Source organism: Alteromonas sp. ISO5 (genome assembly GCF_058105165.1).
Genome location: NZ_CM176572.1, coordinates 1,371,760 through 1,398,419 on the forward strand (window position 1 = coordinate 1,371,760; position 26,660 = coordinate 1,398,419).

General features: G+C 49.6%; 25 protein-coding genes. 7 read left to right on the forward strand and 18 right to left on the reverse strand.

Annotation, left to right across the window (positions count from 1 at the left end; all coding sequences use genetic code 11):
* Positions 1-59: 59 nt before the first annotated feature.
* Entirely contained in the window at positions 60-1,286 is a 1,227-nt protein-coding gene (locus tag AC2T0J_RS06185; protein WP_489809275.1) for a threonine/serine exporter family protein, read from the forward strand.
* A gap of 2 nt (positions 1,287-1,288) precedes the next feature.
* On the opposite strand, the gene AC2T0J_RS06190 is transcribed toward AC2T0J_RS06185, so the two are convergent.
* Complete coding sequence (locus AC2T0J_RS06190; protein WP_489809276.1) at positions 1,289-1,939, reverse strand: response regulator; 651 nt, start codon at positions 1,937-1,939, stop codon at positions 1,289-1,291.
* Positions 1,936-3,072: a sensor histidine kinase gene (locus AC2T0J_RS06195; RefSeq protein ID WP_489809277.1), complete on the reverse strand. Its 1,137-nt coding sequence runs from the start codon at positions 3,070-3,072 to the stop codon at positions 1,936-1,938. Before AC2T0J_RS06195 ends, AC2T0J_RS06190 begins: the two co-directional genes overlap by 4 nt.
* A gap of 132 nt (positions 3,073-3,204) precedes the next feature.
* Here AC2T0J_RS06195 and AC2T0J_RS06200 point away from each other — a divergent pair, with 132 nt between their 5' ends.
* Positions 3,205-3,966, forward strand: coding sequence for a hypothetical protein (locus tag AC2T0J_RS06200; RefSeq protein WP_489809278.1), 762 nt, complete (start codon positions 3,205-3,207; stop codon positions 3,964-3,966).
* On the opposite strand, the gene eutC is transcribed toward AC2T0J_RS06200, so the two are convergent.
* Positions 3,949-4,776 (reverse strand): ethanolamine ammonia-lyase subunit EutC, encoded by an 828-nt coding sequence (gene eutC / locus AC2T0J_RS06205; RefSeq protein WP_489809279.1) that lies wholly within the window; start codon positions 4,774-4,776, stop codon positions 3,949-3,951. The two genes, AC2T0J_RS06200 and eutC, sit on opposite strands and share 18 nt — an antisense overlap.
* On the reverse strand, positions 4,773-6,173 hold the full coding sequence (locus tag AC2T0J_RS06210; RefSeq protein ID WP_489809280.1) for an ethanolamine ammonia-lyase subunit EutB: 1,401 nt from the start codon (positions 6,171-6,173) through the stop codon (positions 4,773-4,775). The genes eutC and AC2T0J_RS06210 overlap by 4 nt, the downstream gene beginning before the upstream one ends.
* 253 nt (positions 6,174-6,426) lie before the next feature.
* Between AC2T0J_RS06210 and AC2T0J_RS06215 the strand changes: the two genes are divergently transcribed.
* Positions 6,427-7,278, forward strand: coding sequence for a hypothetical protein (locus tag AC2T0J_RS06215; RefSeq protein WP_489809281.1), 852 nt, complete (start codon positions 6,427-6,429; stop codon positions 7,276-7,278).
* Positions 7,279-7,659: 381 nt separating this feature from the next.
* Here AC2T0J_RS06215 and AC2T0J_RS06220 read toward each other — a convergent pair whose 3' ends face one another.
* The 8 genes from AC2T0J_RS06220 to AC2T0J_RS06255 all read right to left on the reverse strand — a co-directional run bounded on the left by AC2T0J_RS06220 (position 7,660) and on the right by AC2T0J_RS06255 (position 15,664).
* Positions 7,660-8,604, reverse strand: coding sequence for a transposase (locus tag AC2T0J_RS06220; RefSeq protein WP_489809282.1), 945 nt, complete (start codon positions 8,602-8,604; stop codon positions 7,660-7,662).
* Positions 8,605-8,779: 175 nt separating this feature from the next.
* The gene (locus AC2T0J_RS06225) at positions 8,780-9,970 is read right to left on the reverse strand and encodes an amino acid aminotransferase (RefSeq protein WP_489809283.1); all 1,191 of its coding nucleotides are present in this window, start codon (positions 9,968-9,970) and stop codon (positions 8,780-8,782) included.
* Positions 9,971-10,035: 65 nt separating this feature from the next.
* Entirely contained in the window at positions 10,036-10,656 is a 621-nt protein-coding gene (locus AC2T0J_RS06230; RefSeq protein WP_489809284.1) for a YitT family protein, read from the reverse strand.
* A gap of 120 nt (positions 10,657-10,776) precedes the next feature.
* Positions 10,777-11,232: an Lrp/AsnC family transcriptional regulator gene (locus AC2T0J_RS06235; protein ID WP_489809285.1), complete on the reverse strand. Its 456-nt coding sequence runs from the start codon at positions 11,230-11,232 to the stop codon at positions 10,777-10,779.
* Positions 11,233-11,275: 43 nt separating this feature from the next.
* On the reverse strand, positions 11,276-12,391 hold the full coding sequence (locus AC2T0J_RS06240) for a hypothetical protein (RefSeq protein ID WP_489809286.1): 1,116 nt from the start codon (positions 12,389-12,391) through the stop codon (positions 11,276-11,278).
* Between the two features lie 363 nt (positions 12,392-12,754).
* Positions 12,755-13,621, reverse strand: a complete 867-nt coding sequence (locus AC2T0J_RS06245; RefSeq protein WP_489809287.1) for a transposase — start codon at positions 13,619-13,621, stop codon at positions 12,755-12,757.
* 189 nt (positions 13,622-13,810) lie between these two features.
* Positions 13,811-14,455 carry a hypothetical protein gene (locus AC2T0J_RS06250; RefSeq protein ID WP_489809288.1) on the reverse strand — a complete coding sequence of 215 codons (645 nt, stop codon included), beginning with the start codon at positions 14,453-14,455 and terminating at the stop codon, positions 13,811-13,813.
* 90 nt (positions 14,456-14,545) lie between these two features.
* Complete coding sequence (locus AC2T0J_RS06255) at positions 14,546-15,664, reverse strand: glycosyltransferase (RefSeq protein ID WP_489809289.1); 1,119 nt, start codon at positions 15,662-15,664, stop codon at positions 14,546-14,548.
* An 83-nt stretch (positions 15,665-15,747) separates the two neighbouring features.
* On the opposite strand from AC2T0J_RS06255, the gene AC2T0J_RS06260 reads away from it, so the two are divergent.
* Entirely contained in the window at positions 15,748-16,398 is a 651-nt protein-coding gene (locus AC2T0J_RS06260) for a sulfotransferase family 2 domain-containing protein (RefSeq protein ID WP_489809290.1), read from the forward strand.
* On the opposite strand, the gene AC2T0J_RS06265 is transcribed toward AC2T0J_RS06260, so the two are convergent.
* The 4 genes from AC2T0J_RS06265 to AC2T0J_RS06280 form a co-directional block, all read right to left on the reverse strand.
* On the reverse strand, positions 16,395-19,100 hold the full coding sequence (locus AC2T0J_RS06265; RefSeq protein ID WP_489809291.1) for a cation-translocating P-type ATPase: 2,706 nt from the start codon (positions 19,098-19,100) through the stop codon (positions 16,395-16,397). The two genes, AC2T0J_RS06260 and AC2T0J_RS06265, sit on opposite strands and share 4 nt — an antisense overlap.
* Before the next feature lie 201 nt (positions 19,101-19,301).
* Positions 19,302-19,748 (reverse strand): cupin domain-containing protein, encoded by a 447-nt coding sequence (locus AC2T0J_RS06270; protein ID WP_489809292.1) that lies wholly within the window; start codon positions 19,746-19,748, stop codon positions 19,302-19,304.
* Between the two features lie 67 nt (positions 19,749-19,815).
* A complete protein-coding gene (locus tag AC2T0J_RS06275; protein WP_489809293.1) occupies positions 19,816-20,538 on the reverse strand; it encodes a matrixin family metalloprotease in 723 nt (240 codons plus the stop codon).
* Positions 20,539-20,713: 175 nt separating this feature from the next.
* A complete protein-coding gene (locus AC2T0J_RS06280) occupies positions 20,714-21,268 on the reverse strand; it encodes a recombinase family protein (RefSeq protein ID WP_489809294.1) in 555 nt (184 codons plus the stop codon).
* 171 nt (positions 21,269-21,439) lie between these two features.
* Here AC2T0J_RS06280 and AC2T0J_RS06285 point away from each other — a divergent pair, with 171 nt between their 5' ends.
* Positions 21,440-22,138: a response regulator transcription factor gene (locus tag AC2T0J_RS06285; protein WP_489809295.1), complete on the forward strand. Its 699-nt coding sequence runs from the start codon at positions 21,440-21,442 to the stop codon at positions 22,136-22,138.
* Positions 22,128-23,330, forward strand: coding sequence for a histidine kinase dimerization/phospho-acceptor domain-containing protein (locus AC2T0J_RS06290; RefSeq protein ID WP_489809296.1), 1,203 nt, complete (start codon positions 22,128-22,130; stop codon positions 23,328-23,330). The genes AC2T0J_RS06285 and AC2T0J_RS06290 overlap by 11 nt, the downstream gene beginning before the upstream one ends.
* Here the strand turns inward: AC2T0J_RS06290 and AC2T0J_RS06295 are convergent.
* Together AC2T0J_RS06295 and AC2T0J_RS06300 are read right to left on the reverse strand one after the other, a co-directional pair.
* The gene (locus tag AC2T0J_RS06295) at positions 23,319-23,966 is read right to left on the reverse strand and encodes a hypothetical protein (protein ID WP_489809297.1); all 648 of its coding nucleotides are present in this window, start codon (positions 23,964-23,966) and stop codon (positions 23,319-23,321) included. The two genes, AC2T0J_RS06290 and AC2T0J_RS06295, sit on opposite strands and share 12 nt — an antisense overlap.
* Before the next feature lie 102 nt (positions 23,967-24,068).
* A complete protein-coding gene (locus tag AC2T0J_RS06300) occupies positions 24,069-25,214 on the reverse strand; it encodes an alpha-hydroxy acid oxidase (protein WP_489809298.1) in 1,146 nt (381 codons plus the stop codon).
* Between the two features lie 675 nt (positions 25,215-25,889).
* Here AC2T0J_RS06300 and AC2T0J_RS06305 point away from each other — a divergent pair.
* Entirely contained in the window at positions 25,890-26,615 is a 726-nt protein-coding gene (locus AC2T0J_RS06305) for an NYN domain-containing protein (RefSeq protein WP_489809299.1), read from the forward strand.
* The last annotated feature ends 45 nt before the right edge of the window (positions 26,616-26,660 follow it).

Here is a 26,660-nt window from a genome sequence, read left to right on the forward strand (position 1 = left end):
TTACATTGCGGCGATCACCAGCGCACCTCATATAAAGCGACCGGATAAAGAGACAGCCATTGGACACCAGAGAGTTTATTCAAATACGCCGGTTTATTCTTAAGCTGGGTAAAATGCTGCACAAATACGGCACACCGGCCTTTCGTCTCGAAGCCTATTTAACCGAAGTCGCCCGTTATCTGGGTGTACATGCCTCCTTTATCTCTACGCCGACGTCTTTATCAGTGGTTATCTGGAGTGATCGTCACGAAGAGGAGTACAGTCACAATGCGCGGCTTGAGCCCGGTGAACTGGATTTAAATTCGTTGTCACTCACCGATGAACTGGCCAACCTGCTGTTATCTGGTCAGGTAACGCTTGAAGAGGCTGACAAGCGTTTAACCGAAATCGATGCCATGCCAAGCCCCTACGGTAAACTCATTACCGGTTGCTCTTTTGGTTTGTCCACCGGCGCTTTCGGTATGCTGATGGGCGCCAGCTGGTCGGAAATTTTTTGGTCCGGTCTGTTCGGTTTTGTGGTGTATTTCTGGGTGCTGTGGTCAGAACGCTCCAAGCGCGTTGCCCTGATGCTTGAGCCGGTGATTGCCTATGTGGTGGCCTTTCTGGCCTGCGTGGCGAGTCGCTTTTTTGATCCGGGCATTAACATTCCCATTATTATCCTGTCATCGGTGATTATCTTTGTGCCGGGGCTGGCGCTAACCATGGGGCTTGCCGAGCTCTCCTCACGCAATATGGTGTCGGGAACAGCGCGTATTATGGATGCCATGATGCAACTGTTTAAACTGTATTTTGGCGCCTTTTTAGGCGTGGCTACCGGCTTTAGTCTGTTTGGTGAGAATACTTATTCGCCAGCTGAATCCTTACCTTACTGGTCTACCTGGCTAGCCGTGGTCTTGCTGGGATTTGGCCTGGTGGCGATTTTCCGTACCCGTGCTAAACATATTCCCTGGGCACTGGCGGCCGCGTTGATTGGCTACAGTGCCACGGCGCTAAGCTCCGATTTTTTGCCGCAAAATATCGGTAGCTTTGTGGGGGCATTTACCCTCGGGATCTTCGCCAATGCCTTTACCCGCATTGTCAATCAGCCCGCCACCATTGTGGCCATGCACGGCCTGATTGTGCTGGTGCCGGGCTCAAAAACCTATATTGGGCTGAACTCTTTTGTCTCGGGTCAGGATTTCGTAAATGCCGATCACATCGGCCAGGACGTATTTTTGATTTTTATGTCGCTGGTCGCCGGACTTATTTTCGCCAACGTGGTGTTCCCCACCAAAAAAGCGCTCTGATTCTAGCCAATAATACCCAGCTCAACAGCCCGCAGCACCGCACGGGTGCGATCACGGGCATCCAGTTTGGCCAGTATCGTCGACACCTGATTCTTTACCGTGCCTTCGGATTTAAACAACGCCCCGGCGATTTCTTTATTGCTGCACCCGGATGCCATTAACCGGAGGATTTCTTTTTCCTTGGCCGACAGCGGTTCAACCGGAGCAAGGCCGTCGGGGATGGTATTCAAGCCCTGCAGACTGTTAATCAGGGTATTGGTAATAGCGGGCTGAATCAGCGATTCACCGTTATGCACCGCCTCAATACCGTCGACCAGGGTTTCCAGCGATACGTCTTTTAGCAAGTACCCTTTAGCACCGGCACTCAGCGCGCCCATCAGACTTTCATGATCGTCAAAGGTGGTGAGCATAATAGTGGGCAGCAGGGTGCCATCCTGCTTTAACGCATTAAGGAGCTCTATGCCTGTCATCCGTGGCATACGGATATCCAGCAGCATCACATCCACATCTCCAGCGTTGGCATGCAGCCACTCCCGGGCCTCAACGCCATCATTGGCCTGGCCCACCACTTCCACTTTGTCGGATAGCGCCAGCAGGCTACACAACCCTTGCCGCAATAACTGCTGGTCGTCTACCACCAATACTCTAATCATCCTGGCTCCGGTATCATCAACAGGGTATGAAAACCCTGGGGGCTTGCGTTGAACTCTGCGCTGCCGTTAAGCTCGGCAACACGTTCCTTTATACCGGTTAAGCCATTGCCTGGCTGATACTCACCGGCAGTGCCGTTGTCGGAAATTTCGGTAACCAATTGATTTGCCTTGCGGCTTATCTCTATGTGCAGTTCACTGGCTTTACCATGGCGTATGCTGTTGGTCAGGCTTTCCTGCACACATCGCAGAATCGTGGTCGCCTGCAACAAACTAAGTTCACTTAAATCCCCCTCACAATGGATGGTCACCGATATCTTATCCTGCAAGGGAGCAATCAGTTCGTTCAGCGCCTGCAGTAAATCCAGTGAGCCATATTCACGCATATCCGAAACGGCTTCGCGTACATCAGACAGTAACAGTCTGGCAATGCTTAAGCACTGATCAATGGGCGGTCGTTGCGCTGGTGCAGCGGTGCGTGAGGCCACCTGTAAATGCAATGACAGCGCAGTAAGATGATGGCCAACCAGATCGTGGATGTCACGGGCGATACGGGTACGCTCATCCTTGCGACAGGCTTGCTGCATCAGATCCTGCAACGCCCTGAGTTCACGGTTGGCCTGCTCAGACTGTTCTTTTGCCTGCTCCGCCTGTTTGCGGCTTTCCATCATCATTAAAGAGAACAAATTAAAGGTCCAGAACAGGGTTGCGGTTAACCACAGCCCGTTGGTTTGTTCCCACACCTGTGCAAACACCAGCCACGGTATCGCTGACCACAACGGTGATAGCCATAGCGTACGCCGGTACGGCATAAAGTAGGGTAATTGCCCGGACCAGATAACCAGCAAAATAGCATTAAAATTAAACGGGCTCACCACAAAGACTGCCAGTACCAGCAGGTATTCAACTGTCAGCAGCGCCACTCTGACCCATGTATCATAACGGTAAGGTTTATCTCGGGTAACCAGCACGAACGCCAGACTGAACGCGGCAAAGATTGCCACGGTATACGCAATGTTTGACACCCCCAGACGACCGGAGGTGCTCATTATCCAAATATTGGCCAGTGCGACTACCGCAATGGTGATCATCGCCACCAAAAGTTCAGACGCTATTTTAGGGAAGTATTTTTTCATAAGGCTAGTATTGGTGAATCGCCGTGCAAATGGAATAGGCCAAAAGTCATCTTTTAAATTATGACTTTTGCCACTGCGACTAACGAAGCTGCCCCGGTAGTCTGCTTAACACAAGGTTAAGGAGATTTCGTTATGCAAAATGTTCAACAAGGCTTACTGTACTTACATATATTCACCGGGGCTTTAGGGCTGCTGTTATTCTGGGTGCCGATTTTTGGTCGTAAGGGCGGCTTTAACCATCGCCGGTTTGGCGTTTACTTCCGCCGCACTATGCTGACCTCTATTATCAGTGGGGCAATACTGGCACTCTTCTGGATCCTGGTGCCCACACTGGGTCATCCCGAGCTGCTGGACAACCCTGCAGCGATCCCCTACTTCCAACGCTTCGGAGCCTTTTTAATACACCTTGGGCTGGTAATGTTCACCTCTTTAATGGGCGGTCAATGGGCCCTTGAAGCCAAAAACAACCGCAAGATCCTGCGCACGCCGCCACATATAGCCCCTCCAGCTTTGCTGGTCTTCACCAGCATTGGCTCAGGCTACATGGGGATAATGTACGAGCAGGTATTAATGATGGTCTTTGCACCGCTGGGCCTGATGATTGCCTGGGGTCAGTTACGTTTTATTTTGGCTAAAGACGTCGAACCGAAAGCCTGGTTGGCAGAGCATCTTTCCGGCTACATAGGTACCGGCATAGGCGCTTATACTGCGTTTTTCGCCTTTGGCGGGCGTACCCTGTTCAGTGACATTGGTGCCTGGCAGTATGCGTTTTGGATTCTGCCCGGTGTTATCGGCAATATCGCCATGGTTTTGCTAGCCCGTAAATACCGCGGGAACACCAAACCTCAGGCGAAAAGCACGCCACTGCCGGCGCCATCAGGTACCGCGCAGTAAAAAGACGCCTTGTCCAGCCTGATCAGTGAGCACATCGTCTTCGGAGCGGTCTTTCAGGCCAACGCCCGTCAGCTGTTTAGCCCGGGCATTTTCCATTAAATACAGGCAGCGTGTGGCAGCTTTTTCCGGGGCCAGCCCCTCAGACCGGATATTTGAAATGCAATTGCGTTTAGCATCATCACAGCCCCGTGCCGGCTGCCAGGTAATATAGATCCCCAAACTGTCCGGCGAACTTAACCCTGGCCGCTCACCGATCAGTACCACCACCATGTGCGCATTGAGCGCCTGGGCAATGTCGTCACCGATGGCGACCCTACCCTGTTCAACCACCGTTACCGGCGCCAGGGTCCACGCTGACTGGCTGGTTTCCATCTGAGCCAGTAACGCGGTTAAAAGCGGGACGCTGTGCTGCATTACCGCGGTAGCGGAAAGTCCATCGGCAACCACAACAGCTAAATCAAACGACTCTTCTTTTCTTAAACTTTGTAAAGAGTGAGTGCTTGCTTCGTTAAGCATACGCCCCAAATCCGGTCGTTGCAGATAAACAAAACGATCGTCAGCCTCACTATTAGCATTGTGTACTGTTAATGGCTGTTGATGGTAACTCAGTGCAGTTAACCGTTCGCCCAACAGTTTACCGTTTAACGGGCTGTGCACTGCATCAATGGCCTGGGCATGGGCCAATTGAAATTTAAGTAATTCGCGGGTGGGCAGGCTGGTCCCGGCCCGGCCAAGCCCGATCCGTGCGGCGGTAAGCTCACGTAATTGTTGCCATGTGTCGGTATGTAGGTGTTGCTCCTTGTTACTCACGGCTTACCTCCATTATTTGGCAGCGCCGCCGCAAACCGGCCGGGGAGTTTATCAGCCAATAGCTGATTGCCGCTGTCGGTGAAGATCTTCTGCTGTTTCAGCCAGGCGTCAAATTCCGGCGCCGGGCGAGCGCCGAATAGCTGTCGAATATACAGGGCGTCATGAAACGACGTAGTCTGGTAGTTCAGCATAATGTCGTCGGCGCCCGGGATACCCATAATAAACTGGCAGTGGGCGCTGGCGAGTAAGGTGAGCAGGTTATCCATATCATTCTGGTCGGCCTGGGCATGGTTGGTATAGCAGATATCGCAGCCCATAGGTAAACCTAATAGCTTGCCACAAAAATGATCCTCTAAACCCGCCCGGATAATCTGTTTACCATCAAACAGGTATTCCGGCCCGATAAAGCCCACCACGGTATTGATAAGCAGCGGGTCGAGAACTCTGGCCAGGCCATAAGCCCGGGTCTCGCAGGTTTGCTGATCCACGCCGTGATGGCCATTGGCCGACAGCGCGCTGCCCTGGCCGGTTTCAAAATACATCACATTATCGCCCACTGTACCGCGTTTGAGCGACAGCGCTGCCTCGCGGGCTTCCTGAAGCAAGGCGAGTGACACCCCAAAACTGCTGTTTGTAATCTCAGTACCACCGATGGATTGAAACACCAAATCTACCGGTGCGCCGCGCTCGATGGCTTCAATGGTGTTGGTCACATGGGTTAACACGCAGGACTGGGTAGGAATGTGGTACTGATTGATGAGCTCATCGAGCATGCTGAGTAGTTTTATGGTCTGCGCCACATTGTCGGTTGCCGGGTTAATGCCAATCACCGCATCACCACTGCCGTACATCAGGCCATCAAAGATTGATGCCGCAATACCGTTTAAGTCATCGGTGGGGTGATTCGGTTGCAGGCGGGTAGAAAAGTGGCCGGGCACCCCAATGGTATTACGAAAGGCAGTGATCACTTCACATTTTCTGGCCACCAGAATGAGATCCTGATTGCGCATAATTTTGCTCACCGCCGCCACCATCTCCGGGGTCAGGCCCAAACACACATCCTGCAGCAAGGTAGCATCGGTAGACTCCAGCAGTAACCAGTTGCGCAACTCACCTACGGTTAAATTGGCCACCGGGACAAAGGCTTCGGCATCGTGAGTATCGATGATCAACCGTGTGACTTCATCTTTCTCATAGGGGATAACCGTTTCGTTTAAAAAGGTGCTCAGGGGCAGTTCGGCAAGCACCATTTGGGCTACCACCCGTTCCTCCGCCGCGGCCGCGGCCACACCGGCCAGTTGGTCGCCGGAGCGCAGCGGTGAGGCTTTTGCCATCACCTCGGCTAAATCCTTAAACCGATACGTGAGCTGGCCGAGTGTGTAGCGATATCCTGCCATAGCAACTCTCCCTGTGAGTAAGCTTCAATTCATCATGCCCGCGTGATGCTGTATTTGCAATCGCGTCACATTCGCCAATTAGTACAGACTTCTGGCACAAACCGGGGGATTATTGTTTAATTAATACTCAAAACAAGGATTCGACGATCAGGAAGTCACAATGAAATATTTAATATTTGTATTCCCAGTGCATTGACTCCCCCCCGCAAAAATATAGACTTTAGTTTCAATTAATTTAGAAGGATCTTATTTTTTGATGAAACGTTTATTCATTTTTGCTTTATTTTCTTTTTCTTTCTCAACAGCTTATGCTCAGAAATTTCCTGGCACACCAGAAGCACCTACTTTCGAAGGAGTATTTGAACGTTGTGTCGCAAACTATTCCGGGACCGATTTAAGCTTCTGCGTTTCTTTCGGGTTTAAATATCAAACTGTAGAAACGTCTTTTGATACACCTAACGGCTACAAAATACAGTTCAAGTCAGACATTATAGAAAGTGGATCGGCAAGACTCAAAGTTGAACACTACGACATTAAAGCATTTTGTACTGGCTGCTCTACAATAAAGTCTGGTGTCGGCGCAGAGGTGCCCAATCTCGCTTCAGATTTCAGCGCCGGAGTTAGCAATGCACACTACGGACATACTTTTTATTCTAAGCTAACAAGGAATAATGGCAGCAGAACCAACAATCCGACAAGATCTAACAACGGAGCTGACTGGTCAGAGCAACTGAAAAATACGACGGACTCTATAGTGGATATTCGGAACCTGGTAAGTGAATTATTTTCTGAAAATAACAGAGACGGAGGATTTGTCGAGCTCTATGGCCCTGATGGCGCTCCTGAACTGATCGTATGGGTTGACGAAGATGGAAAACATTATATTGTTGCAGAACTTAGGGATGATGATGGAGAAAACCTCATAGATGAAGACGGCAATCCCACAGATGGAAATGGTGTATCTTTCCGTGCCCAGTTTCCCTCCTCGGCGGGCTCTAATGATTTTATAGACTTTGTCCTACCTCTTCTGGAGAGAGAAATGGAGTGCACTATAGTATTTACCGGCGATAAAGAGAGAATGACAGCACAAGTTAGTTGTTATTAGTTATAGCAACTTTTCTGGTTTATCGCTTTAAGCATCACACACCTCAAGTCTATATCGACTTGAGGTCGCGAGCTTAGTGGCTTGGCTGGACAGGCACCTGCAAACGAACACCAGGCGGCTTTTTGACATAGACAGGCAGATCCTTTTTTAATATGGACAGGCATTAAATTAACTATCCCGAAATTAGAGCTTCAGCTCCGAGCATTAGGCAGTTGTATTGCGTTTTATATATTTCAGAGGGTGAAGTTAAAGCATTTGGCCTTTCAAATGCGGGGAAGGCTGTTGAATGTCCGCCAGTCAATCTTCGCTAATCGTCCGGCGATATGGAATGAAATGGTGTTGATGTAATAATTATGTTTGACTTAATAGGTCAGGAAAACTCTAAGCGCAGCCTGCATATTTCCGGCGTTGCCTGATAAACTTCTCAAAGCTTATCGATGATTTAAAGGAAGTCTCAATGCCTGTTACCATCTCATTCCAATCACTTTGCGCGAGTCCAACCTGGTTCAGTATGGGTGAAGCTGAGTCATCGATTTTGCCTTGCTTGTTGGGCTGTAAATGGCGTCCTGACAGTTCAACCAGTTCAATGTAATCCTGCAACCGAAAAGGCAGGCCATCTGGCATTTTGTTACATGGGTTCCCTACAAACGGAAGTAATTGAGCAGGTTGTCGATTCGATTTGGCCGCATTGATGCGTTTTTGAATACTTGTGTGAGTAGATGATTCTGGCGTACTCGCCAAACAAGCGCGTACTGGGTTTAAGTCAACATATGCCATACAGGCCGCTAGAGAAACTTCATCTAAGAGCGCCTGTGACTTAAACCGCCCCTCCCAGAAATGACCAGTACAATCATCCTCTTTATTGGCCCTACGGGCGATATACTCGTTAAGCAACCGCATAAACCAACTGATATCGTACAGTCGCTTACGATAAATTTCAGCCAGACTATGTACCGTTTCAATTTCCGCTTCAGACAATGTGGTAGATTGAACAGGGTCAATATAACGTTGCGACAACAACATGCCCTTGTAGAGTTGGTGCCACCTCCTGATGACGTCCCTCACGCTTAACGAATCAGCCTTTCGTTTGTTAATACGTAGTACCACATGGGTGTGGTTACTCATTACCGCATAAGCGCACACATCAACACAAAACACTTTGGCCAAAAACAGTAATCTGTCTTCTACCCACTGCCGGCGATGCTCATAACTTTTGCCTGTTTGGTAATCTTTTCCACATAAATACGCCCGACGAACACAGCGGGAAACGCAATGGTAGTAAGGGGTATCGGAGAGGTTGATGAGGCTTTTACGGGATCTGGGCACAATGTTTCACTAAAACAGAAAAGTAGTGTGTTCATTGTGCCAGCACAAAGGCAAAATCCAACTGAACCTGAGTCTAGCAAGTGACTGTCTTAGTATAAAAATGTTGGTCGATTAACTTAAAAACTGTAACCGCCTATCCATATTGAAACAAAAGGGTCACAGCCTCTTCATGTTATTAGCAAACTGCAGCAAACGCTTTTGCTGTCGCATCAAGATTACGGGTGTTTAAGCCCGCTACACACATGCGGCCACTGGCAATCAGATAAACCCCAAACTCCTCTTTCAGGCGTTTAATTTGCTCCGGGCTGAAGCCGGTGTAACTGAACATCCCCACCTGCGCGGCCAAATAGCTGAAATCCACATCGGGGCGCAGCTCGCCAAGTTTTGCGACCAGTTGCTGACGCATGCTGTGCATGCGCTCGCGCATGACTTCAAGCTCGGATTTCCACTCTTCGGTAAGCGTATCGCTTGCCAGAACGTGGCTGACCAGGCGCGCGCCAAAAGACGGCGGCGTAGAATAGTTGGTTCGTACCGTAAATTTTAGCTGGCCCTGAATGGTTTCGGCGGTTTCCGCTGACTCACATACCACATACAACGCCCCTACACGCTCGCTGTACAGTGAGAAAATCTTCGAGAATGACTGTGCCAGCAGGAACGGCTGACCAGACTCTGCCATCAGTTTAATGGCCTGAGTATCTTCGCTTAAGCCAAAGCCGAAGCCCTGATAAGCCATATCGAAAAAGGCCAGCAAATTACGTTGTTTAACCACTTCCACAACCTGTTGCCACTGCTCGTTGGTCAGATCGATCCCGGTTGGGTTATGGCAGCACGGATGCAGCAATACAATGGCTTTTTCCGGCAACTTATTTAAATCTTCCAACATACCGCTGAAGTCGAGCAGTTTGGTTTGCGGGTTATAGTAGCGATAGGTGTTTACCTTTACGCCCGCACCTTTGAAGATAGAGTGATGGTTTTCCCAGGTCGGGTCGCTCACCCATAGCTCTGAATCGGGAAAATAGCGCTTGAGTAGATCAGCACCCACTTTCAACGCGCCTGAACCACCGAGGCTCTGGGTTGATGCTAAGCGACTGTCCACTAATGGCAGTGCATCACCAAAGGCAAGCGATTTTACCGCTACACGGTAATCCGGTAAGCCGTCCATCGGCAGGTAAACGGGCGATGCCGGAGGGTTGTCTGCTGCCCAGACTTTGGCTTTATCAACACTGCTAAAGTTTGGCACGTTGCCGTTTTCATCAAAATAAAACCCGATGGTGAGATTTACTTTGTCCTCACGGGGATCTTTCATGAATTGCTCAACCAACGAGAAAATCGGGTCGCCGGCATAGGCATCGACATGTTCAAACATAGTATTTCCTTAAACTTACTGCCTCTTTTGGGGCAGTTATAAAAAGTAAGTGCTGCAAATACAGACTAGGCCAGGTAACGGTCTTTACGGTGGTTAAATGCAATCAGTATATTCAGTACCACAGCGCCCAACACTGAGGCGATCAGCGCAGGAATACTTACTACAAAAAACGCCGCACACACCACCAGCACATCTACCCCCATTTGCAGGTACCCGGCACGGAAGCCGGTCTTATCCTGAATGTAGAGCGCTAAAATGGTGACACCACCTAAACTTGCACCGTGGCGAAACAATACCACAAAGCCGGTGCCCATGAGCAGATTGCCGAACAGCGTTGAGTAAAATAAATTCAGCTCACCAAACTGAATAAACGCCGGGTGGATATGGGTAAACAGCGACACCAGCGATACAGTAGCAAAGGTCTTAAGCGTAAAGACTACGCCCATTTTCTTTACCGCCAGAATATAAAACGGAATATTCACTAAAAAGAAGGCTAAACCGAAGGACATGGGCGACAGATAATCAATCAAAAAGGCCATCCCAGCGGTACTGCCGGTAAGCGCGCCAACCTCACGCAGTAAAATAGCGCCAAAGGACACTAAAATGGTGCCGGTGATCAACGCCAGAACATCTTCTACCCAACTGTGCCGAATGGACTTCGGCTGACTGATTGCTGCTTCACTCATTACTTTACCCACGGAATGACTAATAATTAAACCGTGAGAAATATAGCACAATTAGAGACATTTTGTGCATATTTTTAATTATTTGCACAAAATGTGCGCTCAATAGTTATTTTTGTGGCTTCACAACCAAACACCATCCTCTTTAAGGCGTTCCAGCACCACTGCGGTACGGATATGCCCTACCGTTTTGTGTGCAGCTAAATCGCTGATCAGTGCCGATAAGTCACTCAGCTCTGCCACCGCCACTTTAAGGATAAAGTCGGCGTTGCCGGTGGTTTTATACATATCCAGAATAGCCGGGGTGTGTTTTACCAGCTCATAAAAGGCCGTAACGGCCTCGGGTGAAGCTTCGGCCAGGGTAATTTCCAGTACCGACGAGATATCTAAATTAAGCGCGGCAGGCGAAATACGGGCGCTGTAACCAATAATGTATTTTTGCTGCTCAAGGTGAATCCGCCGACGGGAGATTTGCGAGGCAGATAAGCCCACCAGCTCACCTAACTCCTGATTAGTCAGGCGGCCGTTGTGGCGCAAGAGTTTTAGGATCTGTTTATCGTAATCATCGATACCGTGCATGATATGTGCAAATTTCCGTGCAGTATGAGTTTATTGTGCAAGCTTAGCGCGATTGTGCGATGAGATCATGCAATGATTCAATCGCCGGTAATTGATGTTCCGGCTGATAAAATAGCCGGTTGAGGCGACCGAGGAAATTTACCTTACGATTGGGATCCTGCGGCTTTACCCGGCGTTCGCTGCTGGTTTGCAAAAACTCCTGCGGACGCAAATTCAGTTCCTGGATTTCATCGGTGGTAATGCCCTGCCCGTAAACCGTGCTAAGAATACGCTCGGTTTTACTCTCCATAATCGGCATAATGTCAGCCGCATACAGTGCACTGACAGGCTGACCAATGGCTTCTAAAGAGTGATTAATCGCCGCCCATAACTCATCGTGAGAATAGTGGGCATCGCCCGGCGCATAATAACCCATCACTTCCCATTCAAATTCGGCATTACTGGCCGCAATGGAGCTTTCCACCGCAGGCGAAAAAGACAGATCCGGCCGAGCACCTATGTTATAGGCGTCTACCGACAGGCCAATGCAAATCACCAGGTCACCCATTACAGCGGGATTGCGGTAGAGCGCTTCAAAGGCTGCGCGTTTTACCCCCATCCAGCCGTAAATCATGGGCTTTTGCTGAGCGAACTGGCGCACTTCATGAGGCAAGTCTTCACCGTACTTTTCCACCAGCAGCGGCATGGGATCGGCTTCCAACTGGCTTTCCGGCACCCAGACTTCGTATTCCAGGCGATTATCAGCCTTGCCCCGACTTTTAATACCATAGGAAAGATTTACCGGGCGGCAAATACTGCGGTCTTCATCCACCCGATGAAAATACTCCGAGCGTAACCGCTTAATGAAAGGTGCATCCAGACCGGCCAGTGCGGCAGTTGGGTAACGGTAGCCACAGTCACTGTGCTCAACAATGGTCAACCCGGGAACGCACTCAGTTAGGGCGTGCTTTAATCCTTTAAACAGGTGGTAGTCAGGCAGAATGATGCTGCGCTCCGGTTCGATAGTAAATCGTTCGCCGGTTTCGCTGATAAACTTGGGAGTCTTACTGAATTCATAGTTGCCGAGACCTGCCTGCTCAATGGCAAGGTCTCGCAAACGGGCAATTTCCAAAAACAACGCTTCGTGGTTGCGAATATGTTTTAACAGCGGTCGTTCCATCTACTCACATCGGGATTAATCAAAGCCTGTTGGCCAGTCTGCCAGAAATAGCACCAGAGGTTAAGCACTTAAGTAGCGACCGGAATTCACATGTGAGTTCACATGTGAGAGTTCACATGTGACAGTCACTTTTTTCTTTTCCATATTGGACAGTCAGTACTAACTCGAATGACTGTCTTCTGTGAAACGGTTACTCTGGTTATTTAGCGTTGATATTCCCTAAGTTCATACGGAAATACGTTTGGTGTTAGTTGGCAGTAGTAGACATAAAAGGGCGTAAACGAACATTTAGCAAGCTTATGCACACTGGTTTGAGGTTAATGCTCACCTGAGTTGAATTATTGAAGTGGGGGCGAAAAAGAATCACGCGGAGCGACATCGTCGGGTTCGTCTATGAATATGACCTAACTTTTCAATGCTCACCGTAGTTTTAAACTCGGTCTCGATACCCGCAACCATGAGGTCCCAATCTGGCCTTTCAAGGCCAACTCGATTGAGAATAGGCGCGGCAGCGTTGCTGATGTGGCCTCGTTTTGTGGGCTGATAGTGCCGGCCGGTGATTTCAACAATAGCCAGGTAATCTTCCACCCGAAAGGGCAGTCCATCTGGCATGTTGTTTCGAGGGTTGCCCGCAAATGGCAACAGTGAGCATGGTTGTTTATTTGATTTGGCCGCGTTAATGCGTTTTTGAATACTGGTGTGGGCCGACGATTCAGGCTCTTTGGCAAGGGACGCGCGTACTGGGTTTAAATCAACATAAGCCATGCACGCAGCGAGCGAAGCTTCATCCAATAATGCTTGAGATTTAAATCGGCCTTCCCAAAAATGGCCCGTACAGTCATCTTCTTTATTCGCCTGCCTGGCGATGTATTCATTGAGCAGGCGCATAAACCAACTGATATCGTATAGCCTATGACGATAAACTTCGGCGATAGACTTTACCGTCTCAACTTCAGCATCCGTCATAGCCTTGCATTCATCTGGGTGCAAGTAACGCTGGCACAACAGCACACCTTTATACAGCTTTTGCCATCGCGTAATAACCTCTTTTACCCGTAAAGCATCGGCCTTTTGCTTGTTAATTCGCAGTACCACATGGGTATGATTACTCATTACAGCATAAGCACAAACATCCACACACATCACGTCGGCCAAAAACAACAAGCGGTCCTCCACCCACTGCCGCCGGTGCTCATAGCTTTTGCCTGTTACGCTATCCTTACCGCACAAATAGGCTCGCCTTACACAGCGAGAGATACAGTGATAATACGGGGTATCTGACAGGTTAATCAGGCATTTACGAGGTCTTGGCACAGTAATTACAATTTGTAATAAATAGTGAGTTTATTGTGCCGATGTTTGTCAAAACATCCAACTGTACTCTGGGATAGACAGTGCCTGTCCAAATATTACATTTAGTTAAGCACTTAAATAACGCGCGGAATTCACGCTACATATGCCGCAGCACTGCCATTCGGTAAGCAGCTCAATACAGCCGCTGATAGTCACATCCTGGCGACAGGGTTGGGTAAGCATTTTGATTCTGGCTTTCGGTAACCGGCACATCAGCTCAAGTGTTCTGCCGGTATCTGCCGATTCCGTAATCACACCAGATGTATAGCCATAAAGTAATCGCATCAGACCGGAGCGCAGGCGAGGCGTTATCCCGCGGTTCGCTGCACCCCAATTGGTATTATGCATTAATCCGGCAACGTTGCCGCGCAATCCCGACAGCAGGTTAGCCATGGAAGCAGCCTGAATACACTGGTCGTCCACCGCCAGTACGATTTCACCGGGATGACTTTGCATATAGCGCTTTAACTCAGGCACCGCCAGCCAGACACTGCTGGCTCGCAAGGTTTTGATGGTTAAATGTGGGTGCGCCGGTAAACGGCAGGACGAGTGATCTTTGCTGTTGAGCAGCAGTAATTCCACATGCACACCACTCATCAACAGCCCTTCAATCAGTTGACTGGTGAGTTCAGCGTCTTCGCAACCATCACACTCTGAATACGACGCAAAGACAGCCAGGCGCTCCAGTGAATGCTCTACAGAAAAATACATGCTGACCTCTGTTTTTCGTATTGAACCGACTAAAAAGAGTAAAGCACATTTTAATTAATATTTCATTAACAAATAAATAACACCGAACCACTAGCGCTGCCAATGGGTCAGTTGCCGTAGATAAGCCGCCACAGAGTCTACCTGTCTGAACTTATTCACGGCCTGTTTTAATATATCGCTACCCAAGGGTGCTTCCAATGTATGAATGATGGCCGCAGCTAATGATTGCTCGTCATGGCAGGGCACAACCGGGCCGATGCGGCCATGCTGCAAAGTCTCTGTAACATCACCAACGGACGTGGCAACACAGGGAATACCCAGCGAAAGACACTCCGTTAGCACCGTAGGAGAGCCTTCACAGTCTGAAGACAACACAAATAGGTCAGCATGCTTCATTTCTGCATAAGGGTTGTCCACAAAGCCAAACAGAGACACGTCATTGGTGAGCGCTAGTTCGGCACACAGGCCTTCCAGTTGGCTGCGTTGAGGCCCTTCGCCAAAAATAACCAGCTTTGCTCTCCTTTTCTGCCGCACAAGTTTAAAGGCACGAATAAGCAAGGCGTAATTTTTCTGGGAAGACAGCCTGCCTGCGGCAACGATTACACATTGTGATTTATCAGCCAACCAGGGATGCACAGGCTCCATTTGTGACTTAGTATCGATATCAGGTGTAACAACAGGGTTTGCCAGCACGGATACTTTTGCGGATGGCAATCGCACTATCGATTGTAAGGAATCAGCGGCGTCTTGAGACACTGCAATCACTCCCGCTAAATATTGATACAGATAACGCATCATTATAAATCTTGTGCGTACCAGCACTTTACTCCGTCCCGCCAGACCAGTTTGCATATTAGTGTGTAGTTGCCCAACTACGCGTAGGTTGCAGCCGCTGAGGTAATTTGCCAGTGACGCAGCCTGAATTGCACGGTCTTTGATTGCCAGTAATACCCGGCCCGGGTGATTATGACAATAACGTTTTAATTCGGGAACGGCCAGCCAGGCGCTGCTTGCCTTTAACTTACGAATTGTCAGATTGGGGTGTTCAATGAGTTTGCGGAAGTGTGGTCCACGAGTTTTAAGCAGCAACAATTCAATTTTCACCCCGGCATTTAGCATACCGGCCACCAGGTGATTAGTGACCACTTCCACACCGCCGCTGCCCGAATAAGAAACCAGAATAGTGAGGTTTTCCAGTGGCTGATTCATCCTAAAAAAGTGCCTGTCCATAAGATGTCATATTGGTAGCGTATCGTTAGAGTTAAACAATTTTATGACAGTCAAATACTTATATGCTGTTATCCCACAAACATCAGTTTCTTTTTGTCCATATTGCCAAAACCGGCGGTACCAGCGTACGCGATGCACTCTCCCGGTATCGCTGGGATGTGAAACTTGCCGCACCGCAATTTATTGTGAATAAGCTCAGTCAATTGTGTGGACACAAACTGGGTTGTCGCTTTCCACGCCACAGCAAAGTGATTGCCGCGAAAGAAATGTTGCCACAGGCATATTTTAACCAACTGTATAAGTTTGCTTTTGTGAGAAATCCGTGGGATTTACAGGTGAGTTCCTATCACCATATCAAACGTGAGCGGCCGCATCTGGTAGCAGGCTTCGATGACTTTGACAGCTTTATGCGATACAAGCTCGACCCTGCGCGTCCCTATCAGTATCACATCGATACCTCCATGCAGTTACAAACCGACTACCTTGTCGATCTGCACGACAATCTATGTATGGATTTTATCGCCAAGTATGAAAACCTGCAGCACGACTTTGATGTCATTTGTAAGCACTTGAATCTGCCGACCACAGCCCTGCCCCATAAACGCAAAGCCACCGACAGACAAACCTACCACCGTTACTATTCTGATGAACTCGCTGAGTTGGTCGGGGCCTATTTTAAACGCGACGTCGAAATGCTGGGCTACCGCTTTTAACGTTTACGCTGATAAAGGGTAAGCCTTACGACTTTTTCAATCTCCAGCAGTATGAGTAATGCAAAGCCGGCTAACACTATCACCAGGTTGTCGATTAACGTAGGTGAACGGGTGCCAAACACGGTTTGCAATACCGGGATGTAGGAAATGGCCAACTGGGCTACCACTACCACACCGACTGCCGACCACACCACTTTAGTGCCTTTTACCCCGGTTAACGAGATAGATCGCAAGTTCATGGTGCGCACAAAGAACAAATAAAAAATCTCCAGCCCCACCAGCATGTTCATTGCCAGCGTTCGCGCATATTCAACATCATGCCCGGCCTTAATGGCGTACTGGTAAATACCAAATACCGCCAGGAAGAAGAGTGTGCCCACCAGCATAATTTGCCACACCAAGGCTGGCTGAATAAGCGCCTGGCCGCGCGGGCGTGGCGGTTTCTTCATGGTCGCCGCGTCGGTAGGTTCAAAGGCTAACGCCATGCCCAGCGTAACCGCCGTAATCATATTTACCCATAAAATCTGTACCGGCGTGATGGGATACGGCAACCCCGCCAGCAGTGCAACGATAATAGTCAGGGCTTCCCCGGCATTGGTTGGCAGCGTCCAACTCACCACTTTTTTGATGTTGGCATATACGGTACGGCCCTGCTCCACGGCTGCCGCAATAGACGCAAAGTTATCGTCTGCCAGCACCACTTCGGCGGCTTCCTTGGCGGCTTCACTGCCTTTAAGGCCCATGGCTACTCCGGCGTCAGCACGTTTAAGCGACGGCGCATCATTTACGCCGTCACCGGTCATTGATACCGTGAGGCCCAGTGATTGTAATGCCATCACCAGACGCAGTTTATGTTCAGGCGTGGTTCGGGCAAACACGTCTGTATGCTGCACCGCTTCTTTAAGCTGCTCATCGCTGAGGGCATCAAGCTCCGTGCCGGTGAGTACCTTATCGGTATGCGTTAACCCCAGCTGCTTACCAATCGCTTGGGCGGTTACCGCATGGTCCCCGGTGATCATTTTGACCTGAATTTTTGCGTCCAGGCAGGTTTGCACAGCACTAATGGCTTCCTGCCTGGGCGGATCTATCAGTCCTACCAGCCCCAGCAAGCACAACGAATTCTGCAAATCCGGGGCACTCAGAACGGTATGATCCGCCGGTACACTGCGCGAGGCGACAGCCAGTACCCGCTGCCCTTTTCTGGCCAGCGCTTCGGCTTTATCCAGCCAGGCCGTCAGGTCGATGGCTTGTTCCTCGCCTTGTGCTGTCTGTTGCACCCTGCATAACTTCAAAACCACTTCCGGGGCGCCTTTTGCCAGTATGATACCGTGGCCGTTGTGATCGTGATTGAGGGTGGCCATATACTGGGTGGTAGAGTCAAACGGCAGTACATCGGTGCGCCGCCATCGCGCTTTAAAATCATCCCCTTCATCAAACGTTGCTTTGCAGGCAAAACTCACCAGCGCGGCTTCCATGGGGTCGCCCTCAAAACGCCAGTTATCATCGCGATGATGAATTTCGGCGTCGTTGCACAGTGCACATGCCCTGGCAACTTCCTGAAGCAAGGGCTGTTCAGCCGTATGTACCGGTTTATCATTAAACAACACATCACCAATGGGTGCATAACCTTCGCCATCCACATCGTAGTCGTTAGCGGCGGTTTGCACGCTAACCACCATCATTTCGTTACGGGTGAAAGTACCGGTTTTGTCCGAACAAATAACCGACACCGAGCCAAGGGTTTCAATAGCAGGCAATACCCGCACGATGGCGCTTCGTTTAGCCATTGTCTGCACACCAACGGCCAGGGTAATGGTGAGCACTGCCGGCAGTCCTTCGGGAATGGCGGCCACGGATAACCCCACCACCGCAAGGAATAATTCGGTGAAAGGCTGGTTAAGTATCAAGGTGCCAACCAGTAATAAGATAACGGCCACCGCAAGAATAAAGCCGGTGATCCACTTGGCCAGCACGTCCATTTGTTCCACCAGTGGTGTCGTAAGCTTCTGTACTCCGGATAGCAAACCACCGATCCGGCCAATTTCGGTATTGGCGCCGGTAGCCACCACAATACCTATCGCTTGTCCGGCCGTCACGTTGGTACCGCTGAATGCCATACACTGCCTGTCGCCAAGCCCAGCCTCCTCTTCCACCGCGCTGGTACCCTTTTCCACGGGCAGTGACTCACCGGTTAGCAGACTTTCCTGAATCGCCAGACTATGACTGCTGAGCAGGCGAATATCTGCAGGTACCTTATCACCTGCTTCCAGTAACACCACGTCTCCGGGTACCAGCTCCTCGCCAGCTACCGTCCGTCGCTTACCATTGCGGATCACCGCCGCTTTTAAGGCCAACATCTGACGAATGGAATCCATGGCTTTTTCGGCCTTGCCTTCCTGCATAACCCCAATGACGGCATTAACGATGACCACGGCAAAGATCACCGCGGTATCTATCCAGTGCTGCAGAAAAGCGGTAAGAATACCGGCTATGATCAGTACGATTACCAGCAAATTGGCAAACTGTTTTAGAAATCTTGCCAGCGCGCTGGCTTGTGGCGCTTCCGGCAGTTTATTAGGACCACAGGTTGATAGTCGCTCACTTACCTGTTCCAGGCTCAGACCATCGCGACTCGCTTCAAGCTGGGTAATCGCCTCATCGGCGGAAAGCGCGTGCCATTTGGATTGCTGTACTTCGGTCATAATTACTCCCGTACATAGAAGTCAAAGGCAGTACAAAACAGGGGCGTAACTTCAAGTACACAGCACCTGCATGCCATCTAATCTAATAGTAATAGTATAGATACCGTACATAGATTACACGCTAAAGACACTGATTTGCATCAAAGAGAAGACTACCGGGTATTTTAGCATCCTTTCACTACAGCCCCGGTTTTGCTGGCTTCAGATATGCAATGTTGCACCATGCTGAGAAAAAATCGTGCGCACTTTATCCAGTTCATCAGGTGAAGCCTGCTTGAGAAATGCGCTCAGAGAGCGAAACAAATCAAGCGCCTGACTGCCGGGACCGGTAAACTCGATTATCTTGACGCCACCGCTGCATGATTGAAATGCGTGAACCTGGTTTTCAGGTACATACACCATGGCCCCGGCGCTGCAGTGATAACCATCTTCGTTGAGCATAAAGTCTACAGCACCGCTTATCACGTAAAAGGTTTCCGACCACGGGTGGCTGTGGGGAGGAGGACCAAAGCCTGCACCCGCACTTTCCTGTACGGTCACAGATTGCTCATCATCATTGCGGTGATCGCTCATGACATTTATCAGGCCGCCCAGCAGCTCAATAGTTTCAAGTGGTGCAGTGTCCTGCTGAACAATAGCCCTGTGCATAGCTTTACCTCTTTTTACCCACTTGCGGCATCAGGCCTGAAACCCGCCGCAGACTGTTTTTACCGGCTCATCTCACGGCCAATGGCATACCTGGCATGCCAGCATTGAACCCATAATGAAGGCGTCGGTAACCCACCGCAAAACATGCCAGCAATAATAAAACACTGACTGCCGGTGCATTTACCTGCGTTGCTACCGCCACCACTAATACCGGTAAAACTTCAATAAAGAACCCCGTATTATCAAACTGCAGCAGTGGGCTGCTCATTATGGTTGCCACTTCGGTACCGCTTAAATCCGTCCCCCCATTTAAAAACGCATGCATCAGGTTGTCACTGCCACTGTTATGCCCCAGCCCCAGATTATGGCCGAGTTCATGCGCAAGTAACTCTGCGTTAAACAGGCTATCGGCATAGGCCGATTCAACCACAAAATCGTTGCCCGGCGTTTCGCCACAGCCAACGTAAAAAATAAAGTGATTACCGCACCAGGTAATATCATCGAGAAACCAAAAATTCACCGTTGTTACTGAACCGTAATGGGCTGATGTCAGAGCACTCCATGTAGCGCCGGAGTCGAGGGTGAGCAAGCCTGGGTCGACGTGCTCAATAGCAGTGCCCAGTCGGATATCAACCGGCGTATTTCCGAAGCTGGTCTGGGCATAAATAGCATCCATACCGGCTTCATCAATAGTGATATAGGCAGCTTGCGCGACTCCGCTAAAAAAAATCAGAAAAACAAGGCTGTAAAGTCGCAGTAATTGCACTAAAGAATTGGCGTTTCGCAACATGTCCGGGCCCTTTGATAATCAACAGGAGTGTTATATTCCAGACAGCTCACCACAAAAGTTCGGGAATAGATATGCTTTCCACTCAACAGTGGCTAAGTATAGTGAATAATTTTAAAAACGAGAGTACTGATAGAAAATAACTGGCTGAAAACTGACCGTCGGGTCCGCATTCAATTTAGTCTTTCTGACGCTGAGCGGCCAGATACTTGTACAAAGTAGACTCACCAATATTGAGCTGTTGAGCGACCTCTTTTTTCTTCATGCCTTTGGCAATCAGCTTACTGGCTTTGTTGATAATCGTTGCTGGCAGGGCTTTACGGCCTTTGTACTTACCCTTAGCCCGGGCTTTGGCTATGCCAATGGCCTGCCGGTCGGTCAACAGGTCCTTATCCATTCGCGCGGCACTGGCAATCAGCGCATAAATATTAGGCGCCGGGCCGGCAACCGATTCCAGATTATCCACAATCAGCATAACGCCCTGTCGTTCAAGGTCGGCTGTGATAGCGGCTACTACACGAACGCTACGACCCAGCCTGGACACATCGTGAATAATCAGCCGATCCCCCCGCTTTAAGCGCTTTAACAGCCGGTTTAGTTTGGGTTTTGCGCCGGGATCTACATTAGGCTCGCGCACCACAATATCATGAGGGTACTTGTTGATTAAGGTCTGGGCCTGCTCGTCAACGTCCTGTTTCTCGGTACTGCTGCCAACGTATAAGTAGGTGGTCACGCGCTGATTCTGATTAGACTGGCTATGCTCAAAATGATAGTAAAATCAGCATTGAATACAAGCGTTAAAACATCCGACCTGACATTTAGCCTGTTTTCACCCTGCCTTGACCGTTGCCACGCTAAGGTTTGCGTAACATACTAGAGCAACAGCCTTTAAGGACACCGGACTGTGGCAACATCAATTTCTGTTTTATTAATCGAAGACAACCTGGCCATTGCCCGCCAGATTGTTGATTTCCTGGAAGGTCATGGCTGGCTGGTCGATTTCGCCGCCACCGGCAAACAAGGAATTCAACAGGCATTGAACGGTCAGTTCGACGTTCTCATCCTGGATTTGAATCTGCCCGACATTGACGGGCTCAACGTGTGTAAACGGGTTAAAGCTGAGGCCACAAAAGTGATGCCGGTACTAATGCTCACCGCACGAGATGCCTTTACCGACAAAGCGAAAGGTTTTGGTCAGGGAGCCGATGATTATCTCACTAAACCTTTCGATTTACGCGAACTGGCGCTGCGCTGTGAAGCCCTCGCGCGACGTCCACAACTGCACACTGATACCACAGTAACCCAGGGTGCCCTGACCATGGATACCCGGGCCATGACCGTCAACTGGCACAGTACAGTTATCCCGGTGACCGGTATCGGTTTTAAGATCCTGCATAAACTGCTTTGTGACTACCCTTATCCGGTCAGTCGCTCAGACTTAATCAGTCATATCTGGGCCGACGACCCGCCTGAAAGTAACGCACTTAAGTCGCACATGTATACGTTACGCAAAACATTGGAACAAGCCAGCGGTCAAGCACTGTTACACACTATTAGTAACGTCGGTTATCAGCTTAAGGGACTGGATGATAATGAAGTTTAAAGGCATTCAGGCGCAGTTGTTTATCGCGTTTGGAACCCTGGTGCTTATCATCGGTTTATTTTATACCCGCCTCAGTATGCTGTTTATCGAGGTGACTCAGGACATTGTGGCCTCCCATTTACTGAGCATGGAAATTGCGCAGCTTGAAAACAGCTGGGCGAAAAACAACCAGCTGAGTGCTCTGTCACCCTCATCCTCAGCATTTAACGTTATTATTCACGACAGCGATTTACCCGGTGAGCTGACACCGAGTACCTATGGCGATAATGTTGCCACCGTTGCCTCGCAGGAAGCGGTTTACTTTCGGCCTTTTACATTGTCTGACATCCCGGCCCGGGGCGTGATGGTTAAGGCGAATGAGCTGCTGCCTCTGGCTGACTTTGCCACGATTTACCGGGTTTTCCTGTTTAGCGTATCGGCCGCAGCAATCATCCTGGCGATTCTCAGCACCTGGTTTCTGGCCTCACGGCTGGCCAAGCCTATTCAGCGTCTGTCGGTTTCAATTAAGCAGCAATCACCCGATACGCCCTGTCAGATAAGTGGTGAACGTCGCCAGGACGAAATCGGCGAACTGGCCAACTCGTTCAAGAATACTTATTCTGAACTACAGGAAGCCTGGCAACGAGAGCGGGATTTTACCCGCGATGTGAGCCATGAACTGCGTACCCCCATCACGCTGCTGAAGAATACCCTGACTCTCAATGACAACCTGATTAGCGCTCCGGCCGAGCGACAATTAATTGAGCAGGCCACCAATACCTTACAGCAAACCGTAGAAGTATTACTGGCGCTGGCACGTAAGGAAAACCTGCAGTTCAGCGAGGTAAAACTACTGCCCGTTCTAGAAAAGCAGTTGCTTGCTCTTTACCAGATTTACCCCGACCAAGAGTTTAATGCCGACATTGAACTACCCGACAATTTCACCCTGCCGGGCAACACCTATTTAGTCTCTTTATTGTGCCAGAATCTGATTAACAACGGCTTTTATCACGGCGGTGGAGGTGGTATGCGGATTTATTTACAATCATCGCACCTGGTGTTTGAAAACCCACTAACAGAAACGCTTTCACGGCCCTATTATCAGGGTTTGGGTCACGGCCAGTATCTGGTGCAGCGTATTGCGTCGGTAATGCACTGGCAGGTTAGTATTGAGCAATCTGCCACTCATTACCGCGTGTTATTAAGCTGGTAGAACAGGGACTTTTTGCTTAATGAGCAAGCCCCCCAGCCAGCAGAACCAGCCGATTTGCAACAACCCGAAGGCGCCACCTGCAGCGGCCATTGGCGGATACAGGGTTAACATACCAATCACGCCCGTTAAGGCTCCCATTACACTGAGGGCCCGTGGCACATTGCGCTGACAAGACAGGCTTATGTTGATCACCAGCATCCAGATGCCGCCAATCCATTCTACGCCATCGCCAAGACCCGTCTGAATCGCCAGAATCGCCGGCCAGGTTTCATCGGTTAGCGTGGGTGTCAGGTGGGTAAGGTATTCTATGGTGAGCACCGAAATAAAGCCGATAGCAAACACGTAAGCAGCCCAAACATATCCAATCAGCGCGCCTATCAGTTGCCACTGGCCGGTTTCCTCGCCGGCCGGACGGTAAAGGCTACGGTTAAGTAAAAGCAACGCCACGCCAAACACCACAAAGATAATAAAGTACCAGCTCTGGATCAGACGAGGCTGAGAGAGAATGGCCTGCAGACGCTGCTCGCCATCAATATTAATGTCCGGCATGACAACCAGTATCATGGTAAAACCAATGATATAACACAGCGCACAGACTACTGCGGCAATACCGCCAAGCTGCAAGCGAGTTTTCATTTTGGCTCCGTCCGATGGCAATAGGCAAAGCATCAGCTTACCACTTAAACCGCTTTGCCAATACTCACCGGTTATGAGTTCAGGTGCTTAATTTGTAACAGATTATCTAAAGCGGACGTGATGACGATTCAGCTCACTGATTTTACTGCAGCCCATCAGGCGCATATCCCGCTCTATCTCTGCTACCATCAGCTGCATGGCGCGCTCTACACCCGGTTGTCCGGCAGCCGCCAGTGCATACAAATAGTAACGGCCCAGGCCAACCGCTTTTGCTCCCAGCGCCAGTGCTTTGAGCACGTGAGTACCGCGCTGAATGCCGCTATCGAAAATCACATCAATGTTGTCGCCTACCGCGTCGACAATCTCGGCCAGATGGTCGAACGAACTGCGTGAGCCGTCCAGTTGCCGGCCACCGTGGTTAGAGATCACAATGCCGGTACAGCCAATGTCCACCGCACGGCGCGCATCATCGGCACTCATGATCCCTTTTAAACAGAATTGGCCGCCCCAGAATTTAACCATCTCTTCCACGTCTTTCCAGTTCATGGATGGGTCGAGCATATTGGTAAAGTAATCGCCGATAGAGCTACTGCCACTCCCCATATCAATGTGCGCTTCGAGCTGCGGTAAAGAGAACTTCTCGTGGGTGATATAGTTTATCCCCCAGGCTGGCTTGGTTGCAAACTGCCATAGCCCGGCCAGATTGAGCTTAAACGGAATGGAAAAGCCGGTTCTGAGATCCCGCTCCCGGTTGCCGCCGGTTATGGAGTCTACCGTTAACATCATCACTTCAATATTGGATTCTTTAGCCCGTTCCATCATGGCCCGGTTCAGGCCTCTGTCTTTATGAAAATAAAACTGATAAACCTGCGGGGTATCGTATTGCCGGGCAATCTCTTCCATACTTACCGTGCCCAGCGACGACACGCCAAACATGGTGCCGAACTTTTCGGCCGTAGCGGCTACCGCACGTTCCCCCTGATGGTGGAACAAACGTTGTAACGCAGTGGGCGACAGGTACACCGGCAGGTTGAGCTTCTGGCCCATCACTTCCACGCTCAGATCAATATCTTTCACACCGGTTAATACACGGGGAATGAGATCGCATTCTCTGAACGCATCGCTGTTGCGACGCAATGTGGTTTCGTCGTCGGCACCGCCATCAATGTAATTGAAAATGGGACCAGGCAGTCGCTTTTGCGCCAGCTTTCTGAAATCGTGAAAATTAAAACATTGGTTCAATCGCATTAACGGCTCCCCTTTTAAATAACGCGAATGGGCGGACTTTGGTCACGCCTGATACAGTATAAAGGATACCGGAGATTTTTATGCCTGCGGCAGTATGCGCCTAATGTCTCAGTGAAACCGTTAAATAACCGGAGAAAAGTAGCCCTACTGACAAGCCGTTGGGTCAACAGAGCAGGCAGGCTTGGAAATACGGTCACACAGTACCCGAGCTGGTAACATTTGGATCCTGTGGGCACAACTCAGTCGCTTGGCTGCACGAGCTATAGTCAGTATAGGCGAGACGCTAGCAGTGCATTTTTACTGTTGTAACCAGCCTGTTGGTGACCCTCTTCGAGCACCAGCAAGTTAATATAAGCTCTACCAATATCCACCACAGCGTTTGGCATTAAAGGCTCCTAACGGGCAAAGCCAACACTACGACACAAACAAAGGCAGCCTTAAAGACCACCTTCTGCTAGCAATAATGAAACAAACCACGCAATAAATCATTTCCAATCAATATCAATCAAAGAGAAAGGGAGGTTTCACATTTAGGAAGGGGCGTCACGGCGTACAGACAGTTGATTATATCATTCTAAGCATCGGTTTCCCCGATGATACGGTTGCGGTGGTTTGAGGCTGCTATAATTGTGTTAGTGTCGAGCCTGACATACCGACCAAGTTCAAAGGAAGAACATGCAAGATAAAGAAAAGATAGCGATTTTTATTGATGCTGATAATGCGCCCGCCGCTAAGATCGATACAGTATTATCAGAGCTCGCCAAACACGGTGTGGTAAACATAAGAAAAGCCTACGGAAACTGGAAGAACCTGAATTTAAAGTCCTGGGAAGACCTGCTTCACGAATACGCCATCCAGCCAGTCCAGCAGTTCGATTTAACTAAAGGCAAAAACGCAACAGACATAGCACTTGTGATTGATGTAATGGATGTCCTCTATACAAAAGACGTAGATGTTATTTGCTTGGTATCTTCAGACTGTGACTTTACTCCCTTAGTTACCAGGTGCCTCGCTGAAGGAAAGTTTGTAGTGGGTTTCGGTGAGCGTAAAGCCCCCAAACCTTTTGTCAACAGCTGTTCGCGGTTTCTTTATCTGGACAAAGAAAGTGATCCGGATACCGAAGCGACAGCCCAAATACAACATCAAAAATTAAAGAGTGATACCAAATTAATGAATCTGCTGAGGCAGGCCGTTGATGCTGTAAGCGAGGAAAACGGCTGGGCCCAGTTAGGTTTAATCGGCAACCATATCTCTAATCATACTTCATTCGATCAACGCAACTACGGCTTCAAAAAGCTCAGTGACTTATTCATGGCCATCGATTTATTCGAAAACAAGAAATCGAATAGCGGCTTGCTTTGGATCAGGGATAAGAAGAAAGCGAAAGATTCGTCAAAATAAAGGGCGGACACACCATTGGGTCCTGATGGTGTGCCCGTGGCTAAC

What these genes read in the sequence shown, in the direction of transcription:
- AC2T0J_RS06190 (WP_489809276.1), bottom strand. Translation starts at nt 1,939, where the DNA reads ATGATTAGAGTATTGGTGGTAGACGACCAGCAGTTATTGCGGCAAGGG.
- AC2T0J_RS06195 (WP_489809277.1), bottom strand. Translation starts at nt 3,072, where the DNA reads ATGAAAAAATACTTCCCTAAAATAGCGTCTGAACTTTTGGTGGCGATG.
- AC2T0J_RS06200 (WP_489809278.1), top strand. Translation starts at nt 3,205, where the DNA reads ATGCAAAATGTTCAACAAGGCTTACTGTACTTACATATATTCACCGGG.
- AC2T0J_RS06210 (WP_489809280.1), bottom strand. Translation starts at nt 6,173, where the DNA reads ATGGCAGGATATCGCTACACACTCGGCCAGCTCACGTATCGGTTTAAG.
- AC2T0J_RS06225 (WP_489809283.1), bottom strand. Translation starts at nt 9,970, where the DNA reads ATGTTTGAACATGTCGATGCCTATGCCGGCGACCCGATTTTCTCGTTG.
- AC2T0J_RS06230 (WP_489809284.1), bottom strand. Translation starts at nt 10,656, where the DNA reads ATGAGTGAAGCAGCAATCAGTCAGCCGAAGTCCATTCGGCACAGTTGG.
- AC2T0J_RS06235 (WP_489809285.1), bottom strand. Translation starts at nt 11,232, where the DNA reads ATGCACGGTATCGATGATTACGATAAACAGATCCTAAAACTCTTGCGC.
- AC2T0J_RS06240 (WP_489809286.1), bottom strand. Translation starts at nt 12,391, where the DNA reads ATGGAACGACCGCTGTTAAAACATATTCGCAACCACGAAGCGTTGTTT.
- AC2T0J_RS06250 (WP_489809288.1), bottom strand. Translation starts at nt 14,455, where the DNA reads ATGTATTTTTCTGTAGAGCATTCACTGGAGCGCCTGGCTGTCTTTGCG.
- AC2T0J_RS06255 (WP_489809289.1), bottom strand. Translation starts at nt 15,664, where the DNA reads ATGAATCAGCCACTGGAAAACCTCACTATTCTGGTTTCTTATTCGGGC.
- AC2T0J_RS06260 (WP_489809290.1), top strand. Translation starts at nt 15,748, where the DNA reads ATGCTGTTATCCCACAAACATCAGTTTCTTTTTGTCCATATTGCCAAA.
- AC2T0J_RS06265 (WP_489809291.1), bottom strand. Translation starts at nt 19,100, where the DNA reads ATGACCGAAGTACAGCAATCCAAATGGCACGCGCTTTCCGCCGATGAG.
- AC2T0J_RS06270 (WP_489809292.1), bottom strand. Translation starts at nt 19,748, where the DNA reads ATGCACAGGGCTATTGTTCAGCAGGACACTGCACCACTTGAAACTATT.
- AC2T0J_RS06275 (WP_489809293.1), bottom strand. Translation starts at nt 20,538, where the DNA reads ATGTTGCGAAACGCCAATTCTTTAGTGCAATTACTGCGACTTTACAGC.
- AC2T0J_RS06290 (WP_489809296.1), top strand. Translation starts at nt 22,128, where the DNA reads ATGAAGTTTAAAGGCATTCAGGCGCAGTTGTTTATCGCGTTTGGAACC.
- AC2T0J_RS06295 (WP_489809297.1), bottom strand. Translation starts at nt 23,966, where the DNA reads ATGAAAACTCGCTTGCAGCTTGGCGGTATTGCCGCAGTAGTCTGTGCG.
- AC2T0J_RS06300 (WP_489809298.1), bottom strand. Translation starts at nt 25,214, where the DNA reads ATGCGATTGAACCAATGTTTTAATTTTCACGATTTCAGAAAGCTGGCG.
- AC2T0J_RS06305 (WP_489809299.1), top strand. Translation starts at nt 25,890, where the DNA reads ATGCAAGATAAAGAAAAGATAGCGATTTTTATTGATGCTGATAATGCG.